The sequence below is a fragment of the Paenibacillus sp. cl141a genome (assembly GCF_900109305.1).
In the GTDB taxonomy this organism is placed as follows: domain Bacteria; phylum Bacillota; class Bacilli; order Paenibacillales; family Paenibacillaceae; genus Paenibacillus_AQ; species Paenibacillus_AQ lautus_A.
Genome location: NZ_FNZO01000013.1, coordinates 67,652 through 87,279, shown reverse-complemented (window position 1 = coordinate 87,279; position 19,628 = coordinate 67,652). Strand labels below are relative to the sequence as shown.

At 53.7% G+C, this 19,628-nt stretch carries 18 protein-coding genes; 14 read left to right on the top strand and 4 right to left on the bottom strand.

The genetic code is table 11. The features are described from left to right. Positions 1-32: 32 nt before the first annotated feature. On the top strand, positions 33-2,222 hold the full coding sequence (locus BMX45_RS26590) for an alpha-galactosidase (RefSeq protein ID WP_090913259.1): 2,190 nt from the start codon (positions 33-35) through the stop codon (positions 2,220-2,222). 146 nt (positions 2,223-2,368) lie between these two features. Here BMX45_RS26590 and BMX45_RS26585 read toward each other — a convergent pair whose 3' ends face one another. Next, positions 2,369-2,710: a protein YmzB gene (locus tag BMX45_RS26585; protein WP_090913257.1), complete on the bottom strand. Its 342-nt coding sequence runs from the start codon at positions 2,708-2,710 to the stop codon at positions 2,369-2,371. A gap of 192 nt (positions 2,711-2,902) precedes the next feature. Between BMX45_RS26585 and BMX45_RS26580 the strand changes: the two genes are divergently transcribed. Together BMX45_RS26580 and BMX45_RS26575 are read left to right on the top strand one after the other, a co-directional pair. Next, complete coding sequence (locus BMX45_RS26580) at positions 2,903-3,805, top strand: hypothetical protein (protein WP_090913255.1); 903 nt, start codon at positions 2,903-2,905, stop codon at positions 3,803-3,805. Next, entirely contained in the window at positions 3,802-4,356 is a 555-nt protein-coding gene (locus BMX45_RS26575; RefSeq protein WP_090913252.1) for a hypothetical protein, read from the top strand. Before BMX45_RS26580 ends, BMX45_RS26575 begins: the two co-directional genes overlap by 4 nt. A gap of 43 nt (positions 4,357-4,399) precedes the next feature. On the opposite strand, the gene BMX45_RS26570 is transcribed toward BMX45_RS26575, so the two are convergent. Further along, entirely contained in the window at positions 4,400-4,585 is a 186-nt protein-coding gene (locus BMX45_RS26570) for a hypothetical protein (protein ID WP_015737517.1), read from the bottom strand. A gap of 121 nt (positions 4,586-4,706) precedes the next feature. Between BMX45_RS26570 and BMX45_RS26565 the strand changes: the two genes are divergently transcribed. The 7 genes from BMX45_RS26565 (at position 4,707) to BMX45_RS26535 (ending at position 12,290) form a co-directional block, all read left to right on the top strand. Then, positions 4,707-5,501 carry a sulfite exporter TauE/SafE family protein gene (locus BMX45_RS26565; protein ID WP_081746330.1) on the top strand — a complete coding sequence of 265 codons (795 nt, stop codon included), beginning with the start codon at positions 4,707-4,709 and terminating at the stop codon, positions 5,499-5,501. A gap of 51 nt (positions 5,502-5,552) precedes the next feature. Further along, positions 5,553-6,458: an aldo/keto reductase gene (locus tag BMX45_RS26560; RefSeq protein ID WP_090913250.1), complete on the top strand. Its 906-nt coding sequence runs from the start codon at positions 5,553-5,555 to the stop codon at positions 6,456-6,458. 317 nt (positions 6,459-6,775) lie between these two features. Beyond that, positions 6,776-7,645 (top strand): ABC transporter ATP-binding protein, encoded by an 870-nt coding sequence (locus tag BMX45_RS26555; protein ID WP_090913248.1) that lies wholly within the window; start codon positions 6,776-6,778, stop codon positions 7,643-7,645. Then, on the top strand, positions 7,638-9,839 hold the full coding sequence (locus BMX45_RS26550; protein WP_090913246.1) for an ABC transporter permease: 2,202 nt from the start codon (positions 7,638-7,640) through the stop codon (positions 9,837-9,839). The genes BMX45_RS26555 and BMX45_RS26550 overlap by 8 nt, the downstream gene beginning before the upstream one ends. A gap of 88 nt (positions 9,840-9,927) precedes the next feature. Beyond that, positions 9,928-10,617, top strand: coding sequence for an RNA polymerase sigma factor (locus BMX45_RS26545; RefSeq protein ID WP_090913244.1), 690 nt, complete (start codon positions 9,928-9,930; stop codon positions 10,615-10,617). Next, positions 10,598-11,440 (top strand): hypothetical protein, encoded by an 843-nt coding sequence (locus BMX45_RS26540; protein WP_015737511.1) that lies wholly within the window; start codon positions 10,598-10,600, stop codon positions 11,438-11,440. Before BMX45_RS26545 ends, BMX45_RS26540 begins: the two co-directional genes overlap by 20 nt. After that, entirely contained in the window at positions 11,433-12,290 is an 858-nt protein-coding gene (locus BMX45_RS26535; protein WP_090913241.1) for an ATP-binding cassette domain-containing protein, read from the top strand. The genes BMX45_RS26540 and BMX45_RS26535 overlap by 8 nt, the downstream gene beginning before the upstream one ends. A 78-nt stretch (positions 12,291-12,368) precedes the next feature. On the opposite strand, the gene BMX45_RS26530 is transcribed toward BMX45_RS26535, so the two are convergent. Next, a complete protein-coding gene (locus tag BMX45_RS26530) occupies positions 12,369-12,626 on the bottom strand; it encodes a DUF3949 domain-containing protein (protein ID WP_090913239.1) in 258 nt (85 codons plus the stop codon). 243 nt (positions 12,627-12,869) lie between these two features. Between BMX45_RS26530 and BMX45_RS26525 the strand changes: the two genes are divergently transcribed. Together BMX45_RS26525 and BMX45_RS26520 are read left to right on the top strand one after the other, a co-directional pair. After that, positions 12,870-13,697 carry an SDR family NAD(P)-dependent oxidoreductase gene (locus BMX45_RS26525; RefSeq protein WP_090913237.1) on the top strand — a complete coding sequence of 276 codons (828 nt, stop codon included), beginning with the start codon at positions 12,870-12,872 and terminating at the stop codon, positions 13,695-13,697. A 150-nt stretch (positions 13,698-13,847) separates the two neighbouring features. Beyond that, a complete protein-coding gene (locus BMX45_RS26520) occupies positions 13,848-15,140 on the top strand; it encodes a homocysteine synthase (protein WP_090913235.1) in 1,293 nt (430 codons plus the stop codon). A gap of 86 nt (positions 15,141-15,226) precedes the next feature. On the opposite strand, the gene BMX45_RS26515 is transcribed toward BMX45_RS26520, so the two are convergent. Beyond that, positions 15,227-15,841, bottom strand: a complete 615-nt coding sequence (locus BMX45_RS26515; protein WP_090913232.1) for a nucleotidyltransferase domain-containing protein — start codon at positions 15,839-15,841, stop codon at positions 15,227-15,229. Positions 15,842-16,027: 186 nt separating this feature from the next. On the opposite strand from BMX45_RS26515, the gene BMX45_RS26510 reads away from it, so the two are divergent. Together BMX45_RS26510 and BMX45_RS26505 are read left to right on the top strand one after the other, a co-directional pair. Continuing rightward, entirely contained in the window at positions 16,028-17,137 is a 1,110-nt protein-coding gene (locus BMX45_RS26510) for a PEP-utilizing enzyme, TIM barrel domain protein (protein WP_090913230.1), read from the top strand. 340 nt (positions 17,138-17,477) lie between these two features. Further along, complete coding sequence (locus BMX45_RS26505; RefSeq protein WP_090913228.1) at positions 17,478-19,502, top strand: heavy metal translocating P-type ATPase; 2,025 nt, start codon at positions 17,478-17,480, stop codon at positions 19,500-19,502. Positions 19,503-19,628 lie beyond the last annotated feature (126 nt).

Sequence of the window (19,628 nt, the reverse complement as noted above, 5' to 3'; positions counted from 1 at the left end):
CTTACTCGGACCTTGGTTAGGGGGCAAAAGCAGTGAGTATACATTTCCATGAAGATCTGGGGATATTCCATCTCCAGAGCGATCGGTCAAGTTATGTGATTGAGCTGGTGCGCGGCGTTTATCCGGCGCATGCCTATTGGGGACGCCGGATTCGCGATCACCGCGTCCTAGGATTGCTGGAACGGAGGGGAAGAGCATCCTTTTCGCCGACGCCGTTCCGCGAGGATGCTTCCTTCTCCTTGGACAGTTTGCCTCAGGAATACCCGGGCTATGGCAGCGGCGATTTTCGGCAGCCTGCATATCAGGTGCAGCTGGCTAACGGGACCACGGTCACCGAGGCGGAATATGTCCGTCACCGGATCTACAGCGGCAAGCCGAAGCTTGAGGGCTTGCCTGCCGTATACACGGAACAGGATGACGAGGCGGATACGCTGGAGCTGGAACTGTTTGATCGGGTAAGCGGTTTGACGATTTATTTGTCTTATACGATCATGAAGGCGTTTGACGCTATTTCCCGCTCCGTATCGTTCCGCAACGACAGCAAGGAGAACATGACGCTGCTGCGTGCCATGAGCGCCAGCGTGGATATGGATCACAGCCGTTATGACCTGCTGCATCTCCATGGGGCATGGGCAAGGGAGCGCCATGTGCAGCGCAGAAGACTATCCCCGGGCATGCAAGGGATAGAGAGCCGCAGGGGTTCAAGCAGCCATAACCATAACCCGTTCCTAGCGCTGCTGTCCGAGGGGGCAGGCGAAGAGTTCGGCGAGGTGTTCGGCTTCAGTCTGGTATACAGCGGCAGCTTCTCCGCGCAGGTCGAGGTGGACCAATACGATACGACCCGGGTCACGATGGGATTGAATCCGTTCGATTTCACGTGGCTGCTGGAGCCGGGGCAGTCGTTCCAGACGCCGGAAGCGGTGATGGTCTTCTCGGCGGAGGGCCTGGGCGGCATGTCCCGACGTTATCATAAAATGTACCGCACAAGGCTGTGCCGGGGGCAATTCCGGGATGCCACGCGCCCGGTGCTGGTGAACAATTGGGAAGCAACCTACTTCAACTTCAATGCCGATAAAATCGAGCAGATTGCAAGCGCGGGACGGGATCTCGGCATCGAGCTGTTCGTGCTGGACGACGGATGGTTCGGCAAGCGCAACGATGATACGACTTCCATCGGGGATTGGGTCGTTGACAAGAACAAGCTGCCCGACGGCCTTGAGGATCTCGTGAAGAGGGTCCGCGGTCTGGATATGCAGTTCGGTTTGTGGTTTGAGCCGGAAATGATATCGCCGGACAGCGATCTGTACCGTCAGCATCCCGACTGGTGCCTGCACGTGGAAGGGCGCCGGCGGACGGAAGGGAGGCAGCAGCTGATCCTGGATTTCTCCCGCCAGGAAGTAGGCGACGCGGTGGCCGATATGGTTCGCGGCATCCTGAGAAGCGCACCGATCACCTACGTGAAATGGGACATGAACCGGAACATGACGGAGATCGGATCGGCTGCGCTGCCGCCTGAGCGTCAGCGGGAAACAGCCCATCGCTATATGCTCGGTCTGTACAGGGTGATGGAACAACTGACGACGGAGTTCCCGCATATTTTGTTCGAGAGCTGCTCCGGGGGCGGCGGACGCTACGATCCGGGAATGCTGTATTACATGCCGCAGACGTGGACAAGCGATAACTCCGATGCCGTCAGCCGATTGAAGATCCAATACGGAACGAGCCTGGTTTATCCGCTCAGCTCCATGGGAGCGCATGTGTCCGCTGTTCCGAATCATCAGGTGCACCGGAATACTTCGCTGCGGACGAGAGGACACGCGGCAATGTCGGGCAATTTCGGTTATGAGCTGGACCTGACGGCCTTCAGCGAACAGGAGAAGGAGGATGTCCGCGAGCAGGTAAAGCTGTACAAAGAGATTCGGCATCTCGTGCAGTTCGGGGATTTCTACCGCCTTCGGAACCCGTTCGAAGGGAATGAAGCGGCCTGGACGATCGTCTCCGAGGATCGCTCGGAAGCGGTGCTGTATTATTTCCGCATCTTAAGCGAGGCGAATGAGCCGATTCGGTGGCTGCGTACGATGGGACTGGATCCGGAAGGGGATTACAAGTGCCTGGAGGACGGGAACATCTACGGCGGAGACCGGCTGATGAACGCCGGCTTGGCCGTTCCGCCGATGCATGGCGATTTCCAAAGCTTTATCTGGAGATTCGAACGGGTATAAGCTGTTTACTAAAAGCCTGCGGAAGCGATCTGCGTCCCTAGCGCAACGTTAAATCAAGGTTGATCCGGCATCAAGCCGCGGGATAAGCCGGAAGAACCGCCAGAGAAGCACGCTCTGGCGGTTCTTGCTGTTTCTACCGGCTGCATTCAGGTCGCCGTGATGGAATAAATGCCACGTTCCGTTGTGAGCACCACTTGACGGTCTTGAACCTCCGCAGCCGTTAACCCGTCCAGCCCGATGACGAAGGCATTGCTTGGCAGCGGGGCTTCGTGGCCTGCCGTGATGACCACGCCGGGGCCGTGCAGCAGAAGAGCGTGGCGATCTCCATACCCGTCGATGGACTGCGCTTGCTGTTGCTGATGTTCAAATCGTTCCAGCCGTAATTCAACCTGGTCGTGATCCTTCTCTTCTTGCTTGGATATGTGCAGTGTACGGTTGCTATTGGATTGAAGCCAGTTCGTAACCTCTTCGATCGATGGATTCATCATGGACACCTTCCTTGATTTTAGGGTGGCTTCAACTAGTCTGTCCACGAAGGGGGTTCGTTATTTCAATTCGAACCGGGTTTCTTCCGCAGAAAGTCGACGGAAAATTAACGCAGTTCAAACCCTCTTCCTCGATATTACGTGTTAAGATAGTTAAAGAATCTGGAACAAAAGCATGATACATATGGAGGGTCCATGGGCAAGAAATGGTATTACGTGCTCGCCATCCTGCTCGCAGCCTGCAGCTGGATCGGGAATGTCTGGCATTACGAAGCCAACCAACTGGGAAGAACCGTATTCCTCGAGCATCATGTGGAAACAAGGGAAGGGGGAGGCCGCGTATTCGACTTGTATTATGTGGAGGACAAACAAGCAGATAAGAGGCTGAGCTCCATCCGGATCGAAGGTTACCCTGGACAGATCGTCACGCCCTATCCCCGATATGCGGAGTATCAGAGGCAGTACTTAGGAAAAATGATGGTGAACTTAAATGCCCCTCAGAAAAAAGGTGCAGGAGTGAAGCTGGAGGAGCCGGTTCTCATTCGGGAAGTTACCGCGCTTTATTCCGACGGAAGCTCGGAGCAAGTGAATGTCGGGGAAATATACGTTTGGCCCGGCGTATATCGTCAGGATGAGCAAGATCCGATATCGTGGACATCCGGCGGATCTTCCTCCGATCATTCGGGATACGACTCCGCTGTTGTGAAGCGTCCGGTACAGTTAACGGCGTTCTCCTCGAAACTGCTGGATATCGCTGTAGAGGGGCATCTTAGAGTCTATGCCGACATTTCAAGCCAAATACCAGGTACCAGCTACCGGTCACAGCCTTCGGAAGCGCACATCGAGTTAAGAGGCGAGCCCGTCGATGAGATTCAGCTTCCACTTAACATTCATAAAGGGGATTCCATTAGAATCAGCCACCAATTTGATATGCCGTCGCTTGAGAAGAGCTTGCAGGTTTACCAGCTCCTATTGAAAACAACCTTTATGGAGGAAAGCGGTCGCCAATGGCATGGAGAAACGGTTATTCCCTATCACCCGAGACCGACGGATCAAGAATTGTCGGAATTTGTCCGGGATAGCAGGAGGACACCGTGAGTAGGGCTTACGGGCGTATGGGCTGGGGCCTGTTGTTTGTCATTGTCGACTTTAAGCTGGACTCGGTGGATATGTTGCCCGATATGCTCGGGTACCTGCTGATCGCTTCGGGACTATGGCGGCTCCAGAAGTTGAATGGATATTTTAAGGCAGGGCATCTGTCGGCTTGGCTGCTGATGGCCTGGTCGGTGTTACAATTGTTTTGGTTTACCGAAGCGGGGATAGACGGCTTACCCGTGCAATCCGCGAAGGATATATGGATCCAGCTGCCTGCCCTCTGCTCGCATACCGTATTGATTTACGGAATTTGCAGAGGCATCCAGGCGCATTTCGCGGGTAACGCGTCCGGACTGGATCACAAGGCAAGCCTCCGGCTGCACTTATTTATGGCGGGACAGCTCCTGTGGCTGATCGTGTACCCATTCGTTTTAAATCTGGACTCGGGCGATATGTTCCTTGTGTTCTTTCTGTGCTCGCTCATCGTAATGGCGGCAGAGATCGCGGTTCTGCTCCTGGTCAGGCTTGCCGTACGGGAATCGACCGAGATTTAGGTAAAGCGCTATACCCAGGTTTTGTTAACGATTATGAAATCAATCATGTTGAACCATTGTCTTTGCTGGGATGATACACGATCGTAACGCCCAGCTGGTTATATATTTCTTCGGTGTAGTGGTGATCCGGGCAGTGCTTGATCGTTGCCATGTCTTCTTGCCTGGAGATCAGCTTCTGCTCGCAGTCGGGACAGCGGTCCTGGAAAAGAAATTTCAGCTTATTCAACATGATCACCACACACCTCCTTAATTTCCGATACAAATACTTGGGTTTATTATAAATCAACAGCGAGGCACATTCAATAGCAATGTGCCCGGCCACGATATCAAATGAACGGAGATCGATCACCTTGATAGTGCAACTTGTAGTCATGGTCTTTATAGGTATCATCGGTTCTTTTTTCTCAGGGTTGCTGGGAATTGGCGGGGCGATCATTAATTTCCCCCTGCTTCTATATGTACCTTCCTGGTTTGGACTGGAGGCCTTCACCTCCAAGGAGGTCGCATCCATCAGTATGCTGCAGGTATTTTTTGCTTCCTTGTCAGGCATGCTAACCAATCGGATGAGTTCGCGCGGCGGTGAGTCGTACGTTCACAAGCGATTGGTCATCCAGATGGGGGCCAGTACCCTGATTGGCAGTCTGATCGGGAGCCTGTCCTCGATGCTCATGACGAGCGGAACGATTAACGTGATTTATGGATTTCTGGCGGTAATCGCGGTGTTATTGATGATCGTGCCGACCCGGGCATCCATGGAGAACAGATCGGTGAGCGAGGTGACTTACCATGCATGGATTGCAATGGGAGCTGCCTTTATTGTCGGCGGCATTGCCGGAATCGTCGGGGCCGGCGGCGCCTTTATCCTGATCCCCATTATGCTGACGGTTCTTAAGATCCCGACGCGGATCACCATCGCATCCTCGCTCGCGATCGTCTTTCTGTCGGCGGTCGGGGGCGTTATCGGCAAAATCGCCTCGGGCGACATTCCGATTTGGCCGTCCCTGTTTGCCGTTGCCGGAAGCTTGATGGGTGCCCCCATCGGCGCGATTATCAGCCGCAAGATGAACGTCCGCCTGCTGAGGTACGCCTTGGCTCTTCTCATTGCGGTGACGGCGGTCAAGATCTGGATCGATATTTTAGGGTAAGTAAAGAGGTAGAACCTTATTCATCATGATGGAAGAGGAGGAGAATGAACGATGAAAACCAATCGGCTGGGCTCTTCGGAATTGTATGTAAGCGAAATCGGGCTGGGCTGCATGTCGCTGGGTACGGACGAAGGACAAGCGGTGAAGCTTATTCATGAAGCGTTGGATCGGGGCGTGAATTTTCTGGATACGGCGGACCTATACGATGAAGGCCGCAACGAGGAACTGGTTGGCAAAGCGGTTCAGGGCCGGCGCGAGGACGTCATCATCGCCACCAAAGTGGGCAACCGCCGCGTGCCGGGACAGGAGGGCTGGGTATGGGATCCTTCAAAGGACTACATCAAATCAGCCGTTAAGGACAGTCTGCGCAGACTGGGTACGGATTATATCGATCTGTATCAGCTTCACGGGGGGACGCTGGATGATCCGATCGAAGAGACGATTGAAGCTTTTGAAGAATTGAAGCGGGAAGGGTGGATTCGTTATTACGGCATATCGTCCATCCGGCCGAACGTCATCCGCAAGTATGTCGCCAAATCCCATATCGTCAGCGTCATGAGCCAGTACAGCATCCTGGACCGGAGACCGGAGGAAACGGTCCTTGATCTGCTTGAGGAGAACGGAATATCCGCGATAGCCCGGGGGCCCGTTGCCCGCGGCATCTTGTCGGACCGAGGACAAGCCAAAGCCGAGAAGGGATACCTGGATTACAGTAAACAAGAGCTGCTCGACGTGCTCAAGAGGCTTGAAGCGTTTGGAAAAGGCCGGGATTTGTCCCAGCTGGCGATTCGTTATGCTTTGGCCCATGCCGCTGTTGCCTGCACCATTCCCGGGGCAAGCTCGCTTGAACAGCTGCTGCATAACCTGGCTGCGGGGGATATGGAAGCTTTATCGCCGCAGGACATCCAATCGATCCAGGCGATCAGCCGCGCCAACCAATATGAGGCTCACCGGTAACACCGGGAGCGATAAGCGTGTGAATGGTCTATCCCGTTAATCTTTTGGGGCATGAAATATTTACGGCCTGAAGATTTACGGATGAACCGCATTCCCGCATGTTATAATAACCGGATAAGAGCCTGACGTCAGGCGAAATAGTTCATGCCCGCAATCCGCTTTAAGGATATCGGGCTTTTTTGTACCTTATTTGTACTTTATCAATAAATTGGCGTCAAACCTTGGAGAATGTCAAACTTTTTGAAGCGATGGTTCGTTCCAAGGAACGTAAACCGCGCGGCTTATGCCATAATCGTACATGGTGAAAGGATTCTAGAATGATTACCATTGAGCATCTATCAAAAACCTATCGCAAGGGCGCCTGGGCGCTCTTGGATGTTTCATTACAATTGGATAAAGGCATGACGGGTCTGCTAGGACCCAATGGCGCCGGCAAAACAACCTTAATGCGCATCCTGGCAACCTTATTGACGCCGACCTCCGGGCAGGTGAGGGTGAACGGAATATCCCTTGGACGGCCGGAGGAGATTCGGCAGATGATCGGTTATTTGCCGCAGCATTTTCACATTTACCCGCAGCTGACCGGCAGAGATTATCTGGATTATGTGGCGGCCATGAAGGGGATCACGGACCGGAGCGCCAGGCTGAAGGAGATCTCCAGGCTGCTTGAGATGGTCAATCTTCAGGAGAAGGCGGACAAAAAAGTGCGTACGTACTCGGGGGGCATGAAGCAAAGATTGGGCATTGCCCAAGCGCTGCTCGGTTCCCCGGATATTTTGATCGTAGACGAGCCGACGTCGGGGCTGGATCCCCAGGAGCGTGTCCGGTTCCGGAATGTGTTAACCCGTTTCAGCATCGACCGGACGGTCCTGTTATCCACTCATATCGTAGCGGATATCGAGAGCAACTGCCGTCGCATCGCCGTAATGAACAAGGGGAGATTGGCCATGAACGGCAGCCTGCCCGAACTGCAGGCCTGCGGGAAGGGACAAGTGTGGGAAACGGTGATGAGCCATGAAGAATTTGCCTTGATGGATCCCATGTCCGTCGTGTCCACTCGAACGGTACCGGAAGGCGTGTTATGCCGGTTTATCAGTGCAGCGGCTCCAGTGACAGGCGCGTTTCCGGCGGATCCTACCCTGGAGGACGGCTATCTGGCTCTGCTGCGGAGGGATCGCCATGCATAAGTGGTGGAGGCATAGTCTGCTGGAGCTGCGGCTTTTGTTCGGCAATCCCTTGTTTGCCTCGCTTCCGGTCCTCTACGCGATTCTGTTCATCATCATCATGCTGCAGGCTGCAAGCGGAAACGGACCGAATCATAACTTGTATTCGGCTGCGTATTCCTTTCATATGCTGGGTCATACGATGACGCTGGGTCCGGCGATGTTAATCGGCATCTTGTCCATCCGGCGGGATGTCCGCCGTCGGTCGTTTGAATGGAACCACAGCCTGCCTGTGTCCTTCTTCACCCTGCTGTCGTCGAAATATGCGGTCGGCTTGCTGTACTTTTCACTGTTTACCCTCTCGACGTCGGTTATATTCTATATCCTGTCGGTCAGCCAAGGGATAGCCGGTGATATCGCGATGGTGCATACGATGCAATTCGCGGTGCAGTATGAGGTTTCCTATATGGTGACGCTCGCGCTAGCGATGCTCCTCGGGGCAAGCATACCGAATCGGATCGTGTATTTGATCGGTTTCTGTGCATGGATGTTTGGAACGTTTTTCATGGAAATTTATTTCATCAGCGAATTAAGATGGATGCCGGCCCAAGTGTTTCACCTTAACCAATTCTTCCTTCAATCCAATCGGTTTGAATATGATAATTGGGGGTATGACCTACTATCCAAGGATATCCAGCTGTCCCGTTGGTTCGTGCTGGCCTTCACCTTCCTGCTGCTGTCGGTGTGTTTGTTCTTGTTAAACTCGAAGCGCCCTACGATGCTGAAAAAGGCAGGGTGGCTGGGCGTGCTGGGGGCTGTCGTGTTGACGGCAGCCGCCGCCGTGCCCTACGGCACGCTTTGGGCGGAACGGTATGCCCAAATTGATGCGAAGCTGGAGGACCCCACGATTTCTTATGTCGATGATCCTGAAAATATAGCTTTCTATCATGTGTCTTCCTATGACATCAAGCTGAAACGGCTGCCAAACGACGAGCTTCGCGTGACGGCGAAGCTAACGATACCAGCCTCCGAAATATCGGGCATGAGGCAGCTGCCGTTAACCTTGAACCGGATGTTCAAGCTTGAACGTGTCCAGCTTCAGGGCATCGATGCTCCTTATCGCAGACAGGGAGAGCGGATATCGATCAGGATGGTTGGCGATGCCAAGGGAGGGGACCTTCAAGCCGAGCTGGATTATAGGGGCAAGGTGATGGATTTTATGGCCGGTTACTCCGATGAGGAATTTGCGGCCTATAGCGTGGGGCCTGAAGTTAAGCTGGAGGGACATATGGCCTGGTATCCGCTTCCCGGTCATCAGGAGGTATATTTAAAGAGCGACAACGGAGATCTTTCATCGAAATACGTTTATCTGGGCTGGCAATACGGGAAGCTGCGCTACTCTGACGGAGAGATGAAGCTGGTGGTGGAAGGTTATCCGCAACCCTTGTACACAGGAATGAAAGAGCTGGAGCGGAAGCCGGGTTACCAGCGGTTTGAGGACAGGGAGATCGAGCAGAATATCTCTCTGTACGGGGGACAATTCTGGAAGGAAATCCACCGGAATGATCTCCCGATTACCATCGTGACAACGCCATATCTGGAGAAGGCATCCGTAACATTGCTGAGAGATATGAAAAAGAAGTATGACTATTTTTCCGAGTGGATACCCGAGTTCAACAGCAGCGTCGAGAAGATCTTGTATTTGGGCCAAGGCTTTGATTACCCTCAGATGAATCATCGCCTGATTCTGTCTTCAAACCACTACACCTATAACTTCGCGAACTTGCCCGGCGAATGGATGAACTCGATTCTGTTCGGCAACCAGGGTGCGTTCCATTATAATTTTGAGCATCCGGAACGAGACGTGCGCGGAAAAATCAGCAGTCTCTTCTGGTATGTGTATTACGTCGAGGAGAAAGGGCTTAGCGATAAACAATTAAGATCGGCTTACGGAAATCTCCGGTCGGTACAGCAGCTGTTGTTCAAAAACGGAAGCGGGGAGGATCCCCAGAACCAAATAGGCATAAGTATGGCCAGACAGGTTAGAAAGGCGCTGGAGGAAGGCAGAGGGAATCAGGTCAAAGAGGTGCTGGTGCAGTTTTATGGGCAGGGACTGATGCTTCCCGACACCGAACGCAACCCGGCCTTACGACCGGAGAAGCCGATCACGTACAAAGAGTGGCAGCAGAAGTGGGATGCCATGATGAATGTCAAATAATGACGACTATGCACCTGCACGCGGTCGGTTATAATTGAGAAATAGTTATAACGGAAGATGAGAATGCATGTAGAAAGGGGGGGAAGGCATGATTTCCGATCAGCAGCTGTCCGAACGCATGGCTGCCGGCGACCAGGAAGCGTTTGAAATGCTGGTGACGAGGTACCATGGTCCGCTGCTTAGTTATACGACCCAGAGGCTGGCCGACAGGCAAAAGGCCCAGGATATCGTTCAGGAAACCTTTATCCGGCTCATCCGGCATCTGAAGCAGCACGGGACGCTCGAGCATGTTCGCTCCTGGTTGTACCGCGTCGCTCTCAATATGTGCAAGGATTATTGGAAAAGCGCATCCTACAGGTCCGAAGGTCTTGCGGGTGAGGAAATGCCGGATGCATACGACCCTGAACCGGGCGCGGAGGAGCTTGTGGAAAGACAGGAAACTTCCCTCGAAATTGCGGCGTCGCTCGAGACCTTGCCCGATATACAACAGGAAGTCATATCGCTTCGGTTCTTTCATGACCTGAAGCTGCAGGAAATCGCCGACCTGGTCGACCTCCCCTTAAGTACGGTCAAAACGCATTTATATAACGGCTTGAGAAAGCTGAAGAAAACATTGTCCATGGAGCATTCCGATTTGGTTCCCGTCCCTTCGTCCCGAAGGACGAGGGAGAAGAGTCCTCAGGAACAGGTACGGAACCGCTCCAAGTCGGAAGAGTCTGATTCGCAGAGCAAAGTAAAAGAAAGTGAGGTGTATCTCCATGGATCATCCATTCGATAATGAATTGAGAAGACTTGAAGACGAGCTTCGCGGCCCGCTCAGACGCGCGGCTCTTCCGTCGCCGACACCGGATGAGACGGCCCAGCTCATCGCGTCCCTTCAGGGGGAGTTCAATCAGCTCCGGATTGAGCCCGAGTCTCCCAAGCTGGATTTTAATCCGCAGGTCGACCCGCCCTCATTGAAACAGATCCTTCGGAGCCAGATTCGATTGAATCAAAGATCCATTCTGCTCACGGCAGGCGCGGTATTCTGCATGCTGGTCATGCTGATCGATCCGGAATATCCGCTTGATCAATTTGCCGGATTGCCCGGCGGCATTTTTCCATTGATCACCCCTCTGCTGCTGATCGTATCGATGCTGTTCAGCAGTCGAACCTGGGATAAAGGGATGCGGGCCGTGGAGACGTTGACCCCTTACCCGCCGGCATTGGTCTTGTATACCCGCTTGCTTCTCGTGACAGGCATCGTTGTTGGAATGGCCTTGCTCAGTACCCTTGCGCTCGGGCTTCGATCCATCCAGGCAGAATCCTCCCGCTTTTTATTCGGGCCCTTTATTCTGGAGTGGATGGGCATTCTGCTGGTGACGGGAGGGGCCGCGATGTATATGCTGTTTCGCAAAGGCATGGTCTACTCGCTGATCTCGGCGGTGTTGGTGTACGGCATGTGGATCGTGATACAGGGCCAGATCGTGGACCACGGCGTTTCCATGAGCGGCAAAATGCTGACGGACATGTCCCTGCTTGTGATCGGCTTGATTCTGCTGATTTCTTCCTACGGACGCAGCTTGAAGCTGAACGGAGCCTGGAGATTGGCGAATGATTAGGCTGGAAGGACTGGAACGGCAGGCAGGCACGTACCGGCTTGAAATCGAGAAAGCGGAGATTCAATCCGGCCTGAACCTCATCGTGGGGGCGAACGGCGCCGGAAAAACAACCCTGATCGAGCTGCTGACCACGCTGCAGGCGCCCGATGCAGGCGAGATCCTGTACAGCGGGCGCAGGGCAGGGGATCATTTGCCGCTGATCCGCAGTCAAATCGGGTATGTTCCCGCGGATATCGAGCTGTATGGGGATATGAAGGTCGGCAAGCTGCTGACCTATATGGCCGAATTGAAGGGCGTGTTTAACCCGGAGGCTATTGACGGGCTGATGGCGGACTTTCGGCTGGAACCTTTCCGCAAGAGCAAGGTCAAGAATTTGTCGCAAGGGGTGCAGCGTCGCATTGCCGTCGTACAAGCGCTGTTGGCCTCACCGTCTTTTCTGTTCTTGGATGAGCCTTTGAACGGCATGGACGCGGAGGAGCGCAAATTTCTCATCACGTATCTGACCAAATATGCCCGGGGCCGTATGGTGATCGTTGCGGCCCACGAGCTGAACGAATGGGAAGAGGCGGCGGACACCGTGATCTGGATACACCGCGGCCGCCTCCGGTATATCGGTTCGCCGACCCAATGGAAGCTGAATGTGGCCTCCAGCGTCTGGGAAGGCGAGATCGATTTGGAAGACTTTGAGCAGATACCCCAGGAGCTGCTGATTCATTTTCAAATGACGGAGCATCGGATGAGAGTCAGGCTGATGGGGAAAAAGCAGCCAGGTCCCGAGTTCATGGAAAAGGCGCCTACGCTGGAGGACACCTTTTTCCTGCATATGAACGCCTTAGCGAGACGCGGCTGAATGTCGTGCTGAACATGGAGAATCATCGCCCGCCAGGGGCGATGATTTTTTGCGTTTCATCGAATCATCAGCGGCAACCTACTTGGTCGTTTTTTTGTCGCGATGCCTCCAGCTATAGATCCACGAGGCAACCATGGAAGATGGCCAGAACCACCCTTGCGTACTGTAATGAAGCTGTTCTTCCTGAAAGGACATCTTGTTGTAATACGTTTCCTGATCGGTCCCCTGCCTTCGGGGATCGTTCTTCAATGCGGCAATATAGCGGTACTGTACGGGAATCATGATCAGGAATACGGCTAGCAGAACGCCTGCAATGATCCAGATCATAGAGCTCATAAGGTCACGCTCCTCCGGCTAATCGTTATAGGAATCGTCATATTGTTATACATTACGTTTTCAACCTCGATAAGGATTCAACAATCTAGGAAAATGGACGAAGTTTCGTTCGGATGATATCCCGAAAAAGCCAATCATCCATTCCAGAACAGGGTAAGGAAGGGTAGACACGGTGCGCGTCATCGTTGAACGGCGGCAAGCGACTGTGTGCATGAAAGGATGAACCGAAGGGAGCGAGAAATCATGGGAACCGTAAGTAAACAGGGAACGGAGAAGGTGGCGCTGGTAACGGGTGCTGGCGCGGGAATCGGACGAGGGATTGCCAAGGTTCTGGCTGAAAAAGGATACCGGCTGGCGATGACCTATAATTCGAGCAAAGAAGGAATCGTGGATGTAGCGGAGGACATCGGCCATACCTATGGCAAGGAGCCGCTTATTATTCAGAGCGATTTGACCGTTCGCAGCGAAGCGGAGAATACGATACGAAAGACGCTGGAGGAATTCGGCCGGATCGATCTGTTGGTGAACAATGCGGGGATCGGCCTATATGACGAGCTGACGGAGATTGAAGAGGACGCGCTGGACATGACCGTTCATCTCGATTTTCGAGCCCCGATGCTGCTTAGCAAATATGCGGTTCGGGAGATGATCGCCCAGGGTATTCCGGGCAATGTCATCTTCATCACGTCCTCCCGGGGAGAGAGAGCCTATCCCAAGGACAGCATTTACGGCGGCATGAAGGCGGCGCTGATCCGCGCGGCGCAATCGCTGGCGCTGGAATGGGCGCCGCATGGCATTCGGGTGAACTGCGTCGCTCCGGGTGCGACGGTTCACAAGCCGGAGCAATCGGCGGAGGATGAGCCGCTTGGCAGCAAAATCCCGCTGGGGCGATTGGGAACGCCGTCGGACATCGGGGAAGCCATCGCTTGGCTGTGCTCGGATGCGGCTTCCTACATTACCGGCATTAACCTTCGTATTGACGGCGGCCTGATCTTGCCGGGCATGCCCGAGGATACGTCCCTTGAAGCCGGTTATGGGTGGGGTAAAGTCTATAAAGAAGAGAAGGAATGAAGAGGTTTTCAAACCTCACGCAAAATAAAATATTATATTCCGATGAAATTAGTTGGTTATCACTCTTTTCAAACAATGGAAAGTATGAGAGAATGGGAGAAATTATGAAATGATCATACTTTCCATATGAAGAAAAGGGAGGAAATACCCATGTCAGAAGAACGCCAATTTTCTATTGAAACGCTAGCGGTTCACGCCGGTCAGGAGCTTGACCCGACCACATTATCCCGCGCTGTCCCTCTTTACCAGACCACTTCCTACGGGTTTAAAGACAGCGAGCACGCGGCTAATCTGTTTGCGCTTAAAGAATTCGGCAACATCTATACGCGTATCATGAACCCGACCACGGATGTATTCGAGAAACGGATTGCAGCGCTTGAAGGCGGGGCCGGAGCACTGGCGACATCTTCCGGGCAGGCAGCCATCACCTTCTCCATTCTGAACATCGCGGGTGCAGGTGATGAAATCGTTTCCTCCTCAAGTTTGTATGGCGGCACTTATAATTTATTTTCCAATACGCTGGCGAAGCTGGGCATCAAGGTCCATTTCGTGGATTCCACGGATCCGGAGAATTTCCGCCAAGCGATCAACGGCAAGACGAAGGCGCTGTTCGCCGAAACGATCGGCAATCCGCAGGGGAATGTGCTGGACGTGGAAGCTGTTGCTGCCATCGCGCATGAGAACGGCATTCCGCTGATCGTCGACAATACGTTCCCTAGCCCGTATTTGCTGCGCCCGATTGAATATGGAGCGGATATCGTTGTTCATTCCGCGACCAAATTCATCGGCGGCCACGGCACTTCCATCGGCGGGGTCATTGTCGATAGCGGTAAATTCGATTGGACGGTTAATGACAAATTCCCGGGATTGACGCAGCCGGATCCAAGCTATCATGGCGTTGTGTATACAGAAGCCGTAGGCCCGATCGCTTACATTATCAAAGCGCGCGTGCAGCTGCTGCGGGATATCGGCGCGTCGCTGTCCCCGTTCAATTCCTGGCTGCTGCTTCAAGGGCTGGAAACGCTGCATCTTCGGGTGGAGCGCCATAGCGAGAATGCGCTGAAGGTTGCCAAGTATCTGGAGAATCACGAGGCCGTGGAATGGGTCAGCTATGCAGGGCTGCCGAGCCACCCTTCGTATGAGCTGGCGCAAAAGTACCTGCCGAAGGGCCAAGGCGCCATTCTGACCTTTGGCATAAAAGGCGGGGCAGCAGCAGGGCAGAAGGTGATCGAGAACGTGAAGCTGTTCTCCCACCTTGCCAACGTTGGCGACTCCAAGTCGCTTATCATCCATCCGGCCAGCACGACGCATCAACAGCTGTCCGAAGACGAGCAGCTTACGGCAGGCGTCAATCCGGAACTGCTGCGTCTGTCGATCGGGACCGAGTCCATCGACGATATTTTGTACGATCTGGAACAAGCGATTGCGGCCAGCCAGAAGTAAGGCAATCCTGCTGTATCGATAGGTAAGACAAAGGGCGCTTTCCCTCTTGGGGGAAGGCGCCCTATTTTTGTGATGCCACACGGCAGTTACCCCGTTGATTCGATGTAGTCGATCCAGGGATGACCTTCCGGGAATTGCGTGCGGAGCGATTGGGCCAGCCACTCTATAGCCTCATGGTCCAGGGTGGGGAGGACCGTCCTGAAATCCCGCTCGTCTTTATCGCGGATGTTCCTGCTGCCTCCTTTACATAGGAGTTGTATCTCCGGCTTCAAGTAGGGGATTCCCTGGTCTGTCTTCAACAAGATATCGCGAAGCGATCTTCGGATCGACGGTTGCCGGTGATAGACCCAGCAATCCTGTTCGGTTTCCGTCAACATGAGCTGGAATGCAAATGGAGCTTTATCATTCCTGCTGACCCATACGTCCCCGACGGAATGCAGGTACTCGCCTTCTTCCCATAACGACAAGATTCCTTGATCGGCTTTGTACAGCGTCCATTCTTTGGCTAAGGCGTCGTAAACATCGGCCTGCTCTTCGCGATGGATCAGGATATCGGTATCGCTGTGTTCCCTGGTCTGCTCTCCCAAATGCAGATCTAACGCCCATCCTCCTGCGATATACCAATGAACAGGGATTTTCGCAAAAATCCCGGCAGCCTCCGATACGCTGACGGGGTCCCAATGGCCATAATCGGTTCGCATGTCCATTCCTCCTCTTTGTTTACTCGCTTCGGCCCGTTCCTCCATTATAAAGGGTCGGGAAATGACCGGAGCGGATATTTTTTCAGCCGGCGTTTATCCCGTGCGCTGTATATTTCCAATTGTTTCATAATAACCTGTAAAGAAGCGTTTATCCAATTCAAGGTGAAAGGGAGTAGAAGGATAACCATGACGGAAAGGCATTGGGGAGCAGGCAGTGAATTGGGAGAGCGTTTATGGGAAGATAAGAAGTTTATCGGAGCAGAGGACATCACGGCAAACGATTTTTCTCCCGAGACGGATCTGCTGAAGCATTTTGCTATGGCAGGAGGAGTCACCCATGAGGAGGTATTGCTGTTGCTGGCATCGCCTGACGACATTGAAGAAGCCCTCAGGGTTTCGGGGATTCGTCATAACGGCACGGACAGACCTTCCTTGACCCGACTGCTTGGGTGGAGTGACAGGAACCGAAGACTGAAAGTCATGAGCCGATCCGCGGATCCTGAATCCATAACACGTGATCTCGAGCAGGGTGCTCAGGGAATCGGACTGATACGCGGTGAGGATGCTTTGCAGCATGGCCTGCTGCAGGAGGTATATTCGGCATGGCTGAATTCACGGAGCGCGGAGAAGAGCGCTTTGTTAAGACGGAGACTCATTATGTTATGGGTGACGTATTGGGTGTCGGTGTTTCAAGCGGCAGCCGGAGCCCGATGCGCGATCAGTTTGCTGCAAGATGCCCGTCTTTCCAATACGATGGATTTACGCGAGGCGCAGGATGCTCAGCTTGAGTCCTTGTTCCGGGCGATGGAGCAGTGCGGGGCGGAAGGCATAGACTGCCATTTAGAGCTGTTGGCTGTCCGTCCGGCACATGCGGATGAGTTTATATCGATCCATAATTTTATCGAAGAAGTGGCGGAGCAGACGCTGATGGATCAGAAGCGTTTTGTCCGAATCCGTTACGGGGCGCTGCTTGGCGAAGGAATGAGTCCGTCGGCTGCGGCGGAGATTGCCCGTTTGGCCGATGTGCTGGTATTCGATTGCGAAGGAATAGGGAATTCCGCATCATCGGATGAAGCAGGTCAGAAGGTCTCGGCGTTCTCGGAGATGATCAGTCGAATCAGACGAACGAAGCCGCAGTTGACGCTCCGGATCCATGGCGTAAGCACTGCTGATTTGCGGATGGTGTACCGGCAGGGCATACACGAGGTATGCTGTCATTCTTCGGAACTTGCGGCCATACGGATAACGGGCGCGAGATTGGAAATGCGGCGCAGATGTTCCACGATCATCGATTGATGGAATGAGAGCGCTTTATACGGTTTGGTTCATAAGAGAGGTCCTTGCGAAGAAATCGCTAGGACTTTTTTTACGTTTGGAAGCACATCCGCCTCATAGGTGTGGACAATAACTCCGATCGTGCTCTTCAGAATTTATAATGACGTGAAAAATATGGTTTACAAATGAAAGCAAAGTGAGTATGATACATATAAAGTTGTGCGAAGGAAAATAAATTGTATAAGTTCAAAAATGATTCTCATTCTCATTTAGCATGCTGCTCCGGCCTAGCCGGGGCAGCATGTGTCATTTTAAGGGTAGTAATAATGGATTTCATTCTCAACTAGGAAGGTGATTGGTTATGCAATGGACACAAAGTCAAACGACAACTGGACGCATATCGACAATAGAAAATGGAGCCGATCCGCGTGAGCCGAGGCAGCCGGGGAAATGGGATATCCGCAGCCTGCTGAGCAATGCGGAGGTAGTGGCTGCGCTGGGCAGCGGTCTGCTGATGCTGGTGGCCTGGCTGACCAGCCAATGGTCTGAGCCGCTCTCCGTTGTGCTGTACGTGATATCCTACGCCGTCGGCGGATGGGTGAAAGCCAAAGAAGGCGTCGAGACCCTTCTCAAGGAACGGGATCTGGATGTGAACCTGCTGATGATCGCTGCCGCTATGGGGGCTGCGGCGATCGGATACTGGAACGAAGGCGCGATGCTGATCTTCATCTTTGCCCTGAGTGGAGCGCTTGAGAGTTATACGATGGAAAGAAGCCGCAAGGACATCTCGTCCTTGATGGAACTGCAGCCGGAGACGGCCCTTCGCATCGAGAAGGGGGAAATGGTGTCGGTATCCATTAACAAGCTGGAGATCGGCGATCTCATTCTGGTGAAGCCGGGCGAGCTGATTCCGGCAGACGGCAAAATCTATCGCGGCAGTTCCTCCGTTAACCAGGCCTCCATTACCGGCGAATCCGTGCCGGTTGATAAGTCTGTAGGCGATGAAGTGTTCACAGGCACCTTAAACGGGGAAGGGGTCCTGTACATTGAGGTTACCCAATCGGCGGAATCTACGTTGTTCGCCAAGATCGTCCGGCTGGTGGAAGAAGCGGAGAACGAGGTGCCGGAATCGCAGCGGTTCATCAAGCGGTTCGAATCGATTTATGCCCGCGTCGTAGTCATTGCGACCGTGGCGCTGATTGTTCTGGCCACTCCCGTTCTGGGATGGGATTGGGATACTACCTTCTACAAAGCGATGGTGTTTCTCGTGGTGGCATCCCCTTGCGCGCTGGTGTCTTCCATTATGCCAGCGATGCTGTCGGCGATCTCCAATCGTGCCCGAAAGGGCGTCTTGTTCAAGGGCGGCGCCCACATCGAGAATATGGCGCGCACGGCGGTTGTCGCATTTGATAAAACCGGTACCTTGACGCTCGGCACACCCGTGGTTACGGATTTTATCGCAGGCGAGGGATGGGATCGGCACGAACTGCTTGGCATCAGCGCTTCCATCGAACGGATGTCGAAGCACCCGCTGGCTTTAGCGATTGTCCAATCGGCCGAGAAAGAGGGAGCACCGCTGCAGCAGGTAGAGAACGGTCAGTCCATCACTGGCTGGGGCATGCAGGCGGAAGTTGTGGGAGTCACCTGGAAAATAGGCAAAAGCGATATTCTGGATGAAGGGACCGGAAATCCGCGTTCGGGTGCGATTTCCGATCATGATGAAAGCTTGGGCGCGGTTCAAGAGAATCGCCAGCACTGGCTGTCCATTCGGAACACGCTGGAATCCGAAGGCAAAACGGTATCCGTTATCCTGAAAGAGGACAGCATCGTGGGCATGATCGCGCTGCAGGACGCGGTCCGTCCTCAGGCGGCCATGGCCGTTAAGCGGCTCCAGCAGCTAGGCATCAAGGTAGCGATGCTGACGGGGGACCGTAAGGCGACGGCAGAAGTCATTGCCAAGCAAAGCGGCGTCGACATGGTGTTCTCCGACCTGCTGCCGGAAGATAAGGTTACCCATATTAAGGACCTGCGTGCCCGTTACGGCCATGTGGTCATGGTAGGGGATGGCGTGAACGATGCGCCGGCGCTGGCCACGGCAACCGTCGGCATCGGCATGGGCGTTTCGGGAAGCGGAACCGCGCTGGAGGTAGCGGATGCGGTGCTGATGAACGACAACATCGATGAAATCGCCGGTACCGTCAAAGTGGCACGCAAGGTTCAACGCATCGTGAAGCAAAACATGATCTTTGCCATTACCGTCATTTTGACACTGATTGCAGCCAATTTCATCGCAGGTGTAGCGCTGCCGCTCGGGGTCATCGGCCACGAAGGAAGTACGATTTTGGTCATCCTGAACGGGCTGCGCCTCCTGCGCAGCAGCCGTTAATGGACTAAGCATCGTCTGCAATGACAAAGCGTCCCTTTCTTTTCCTTGCTGGAGAAGAAGGGGATTTTACTGTGGGCAGCGAAATAAATCAGGCTGCTTGAAATCGTGGAAGATGAGAGGTGATCA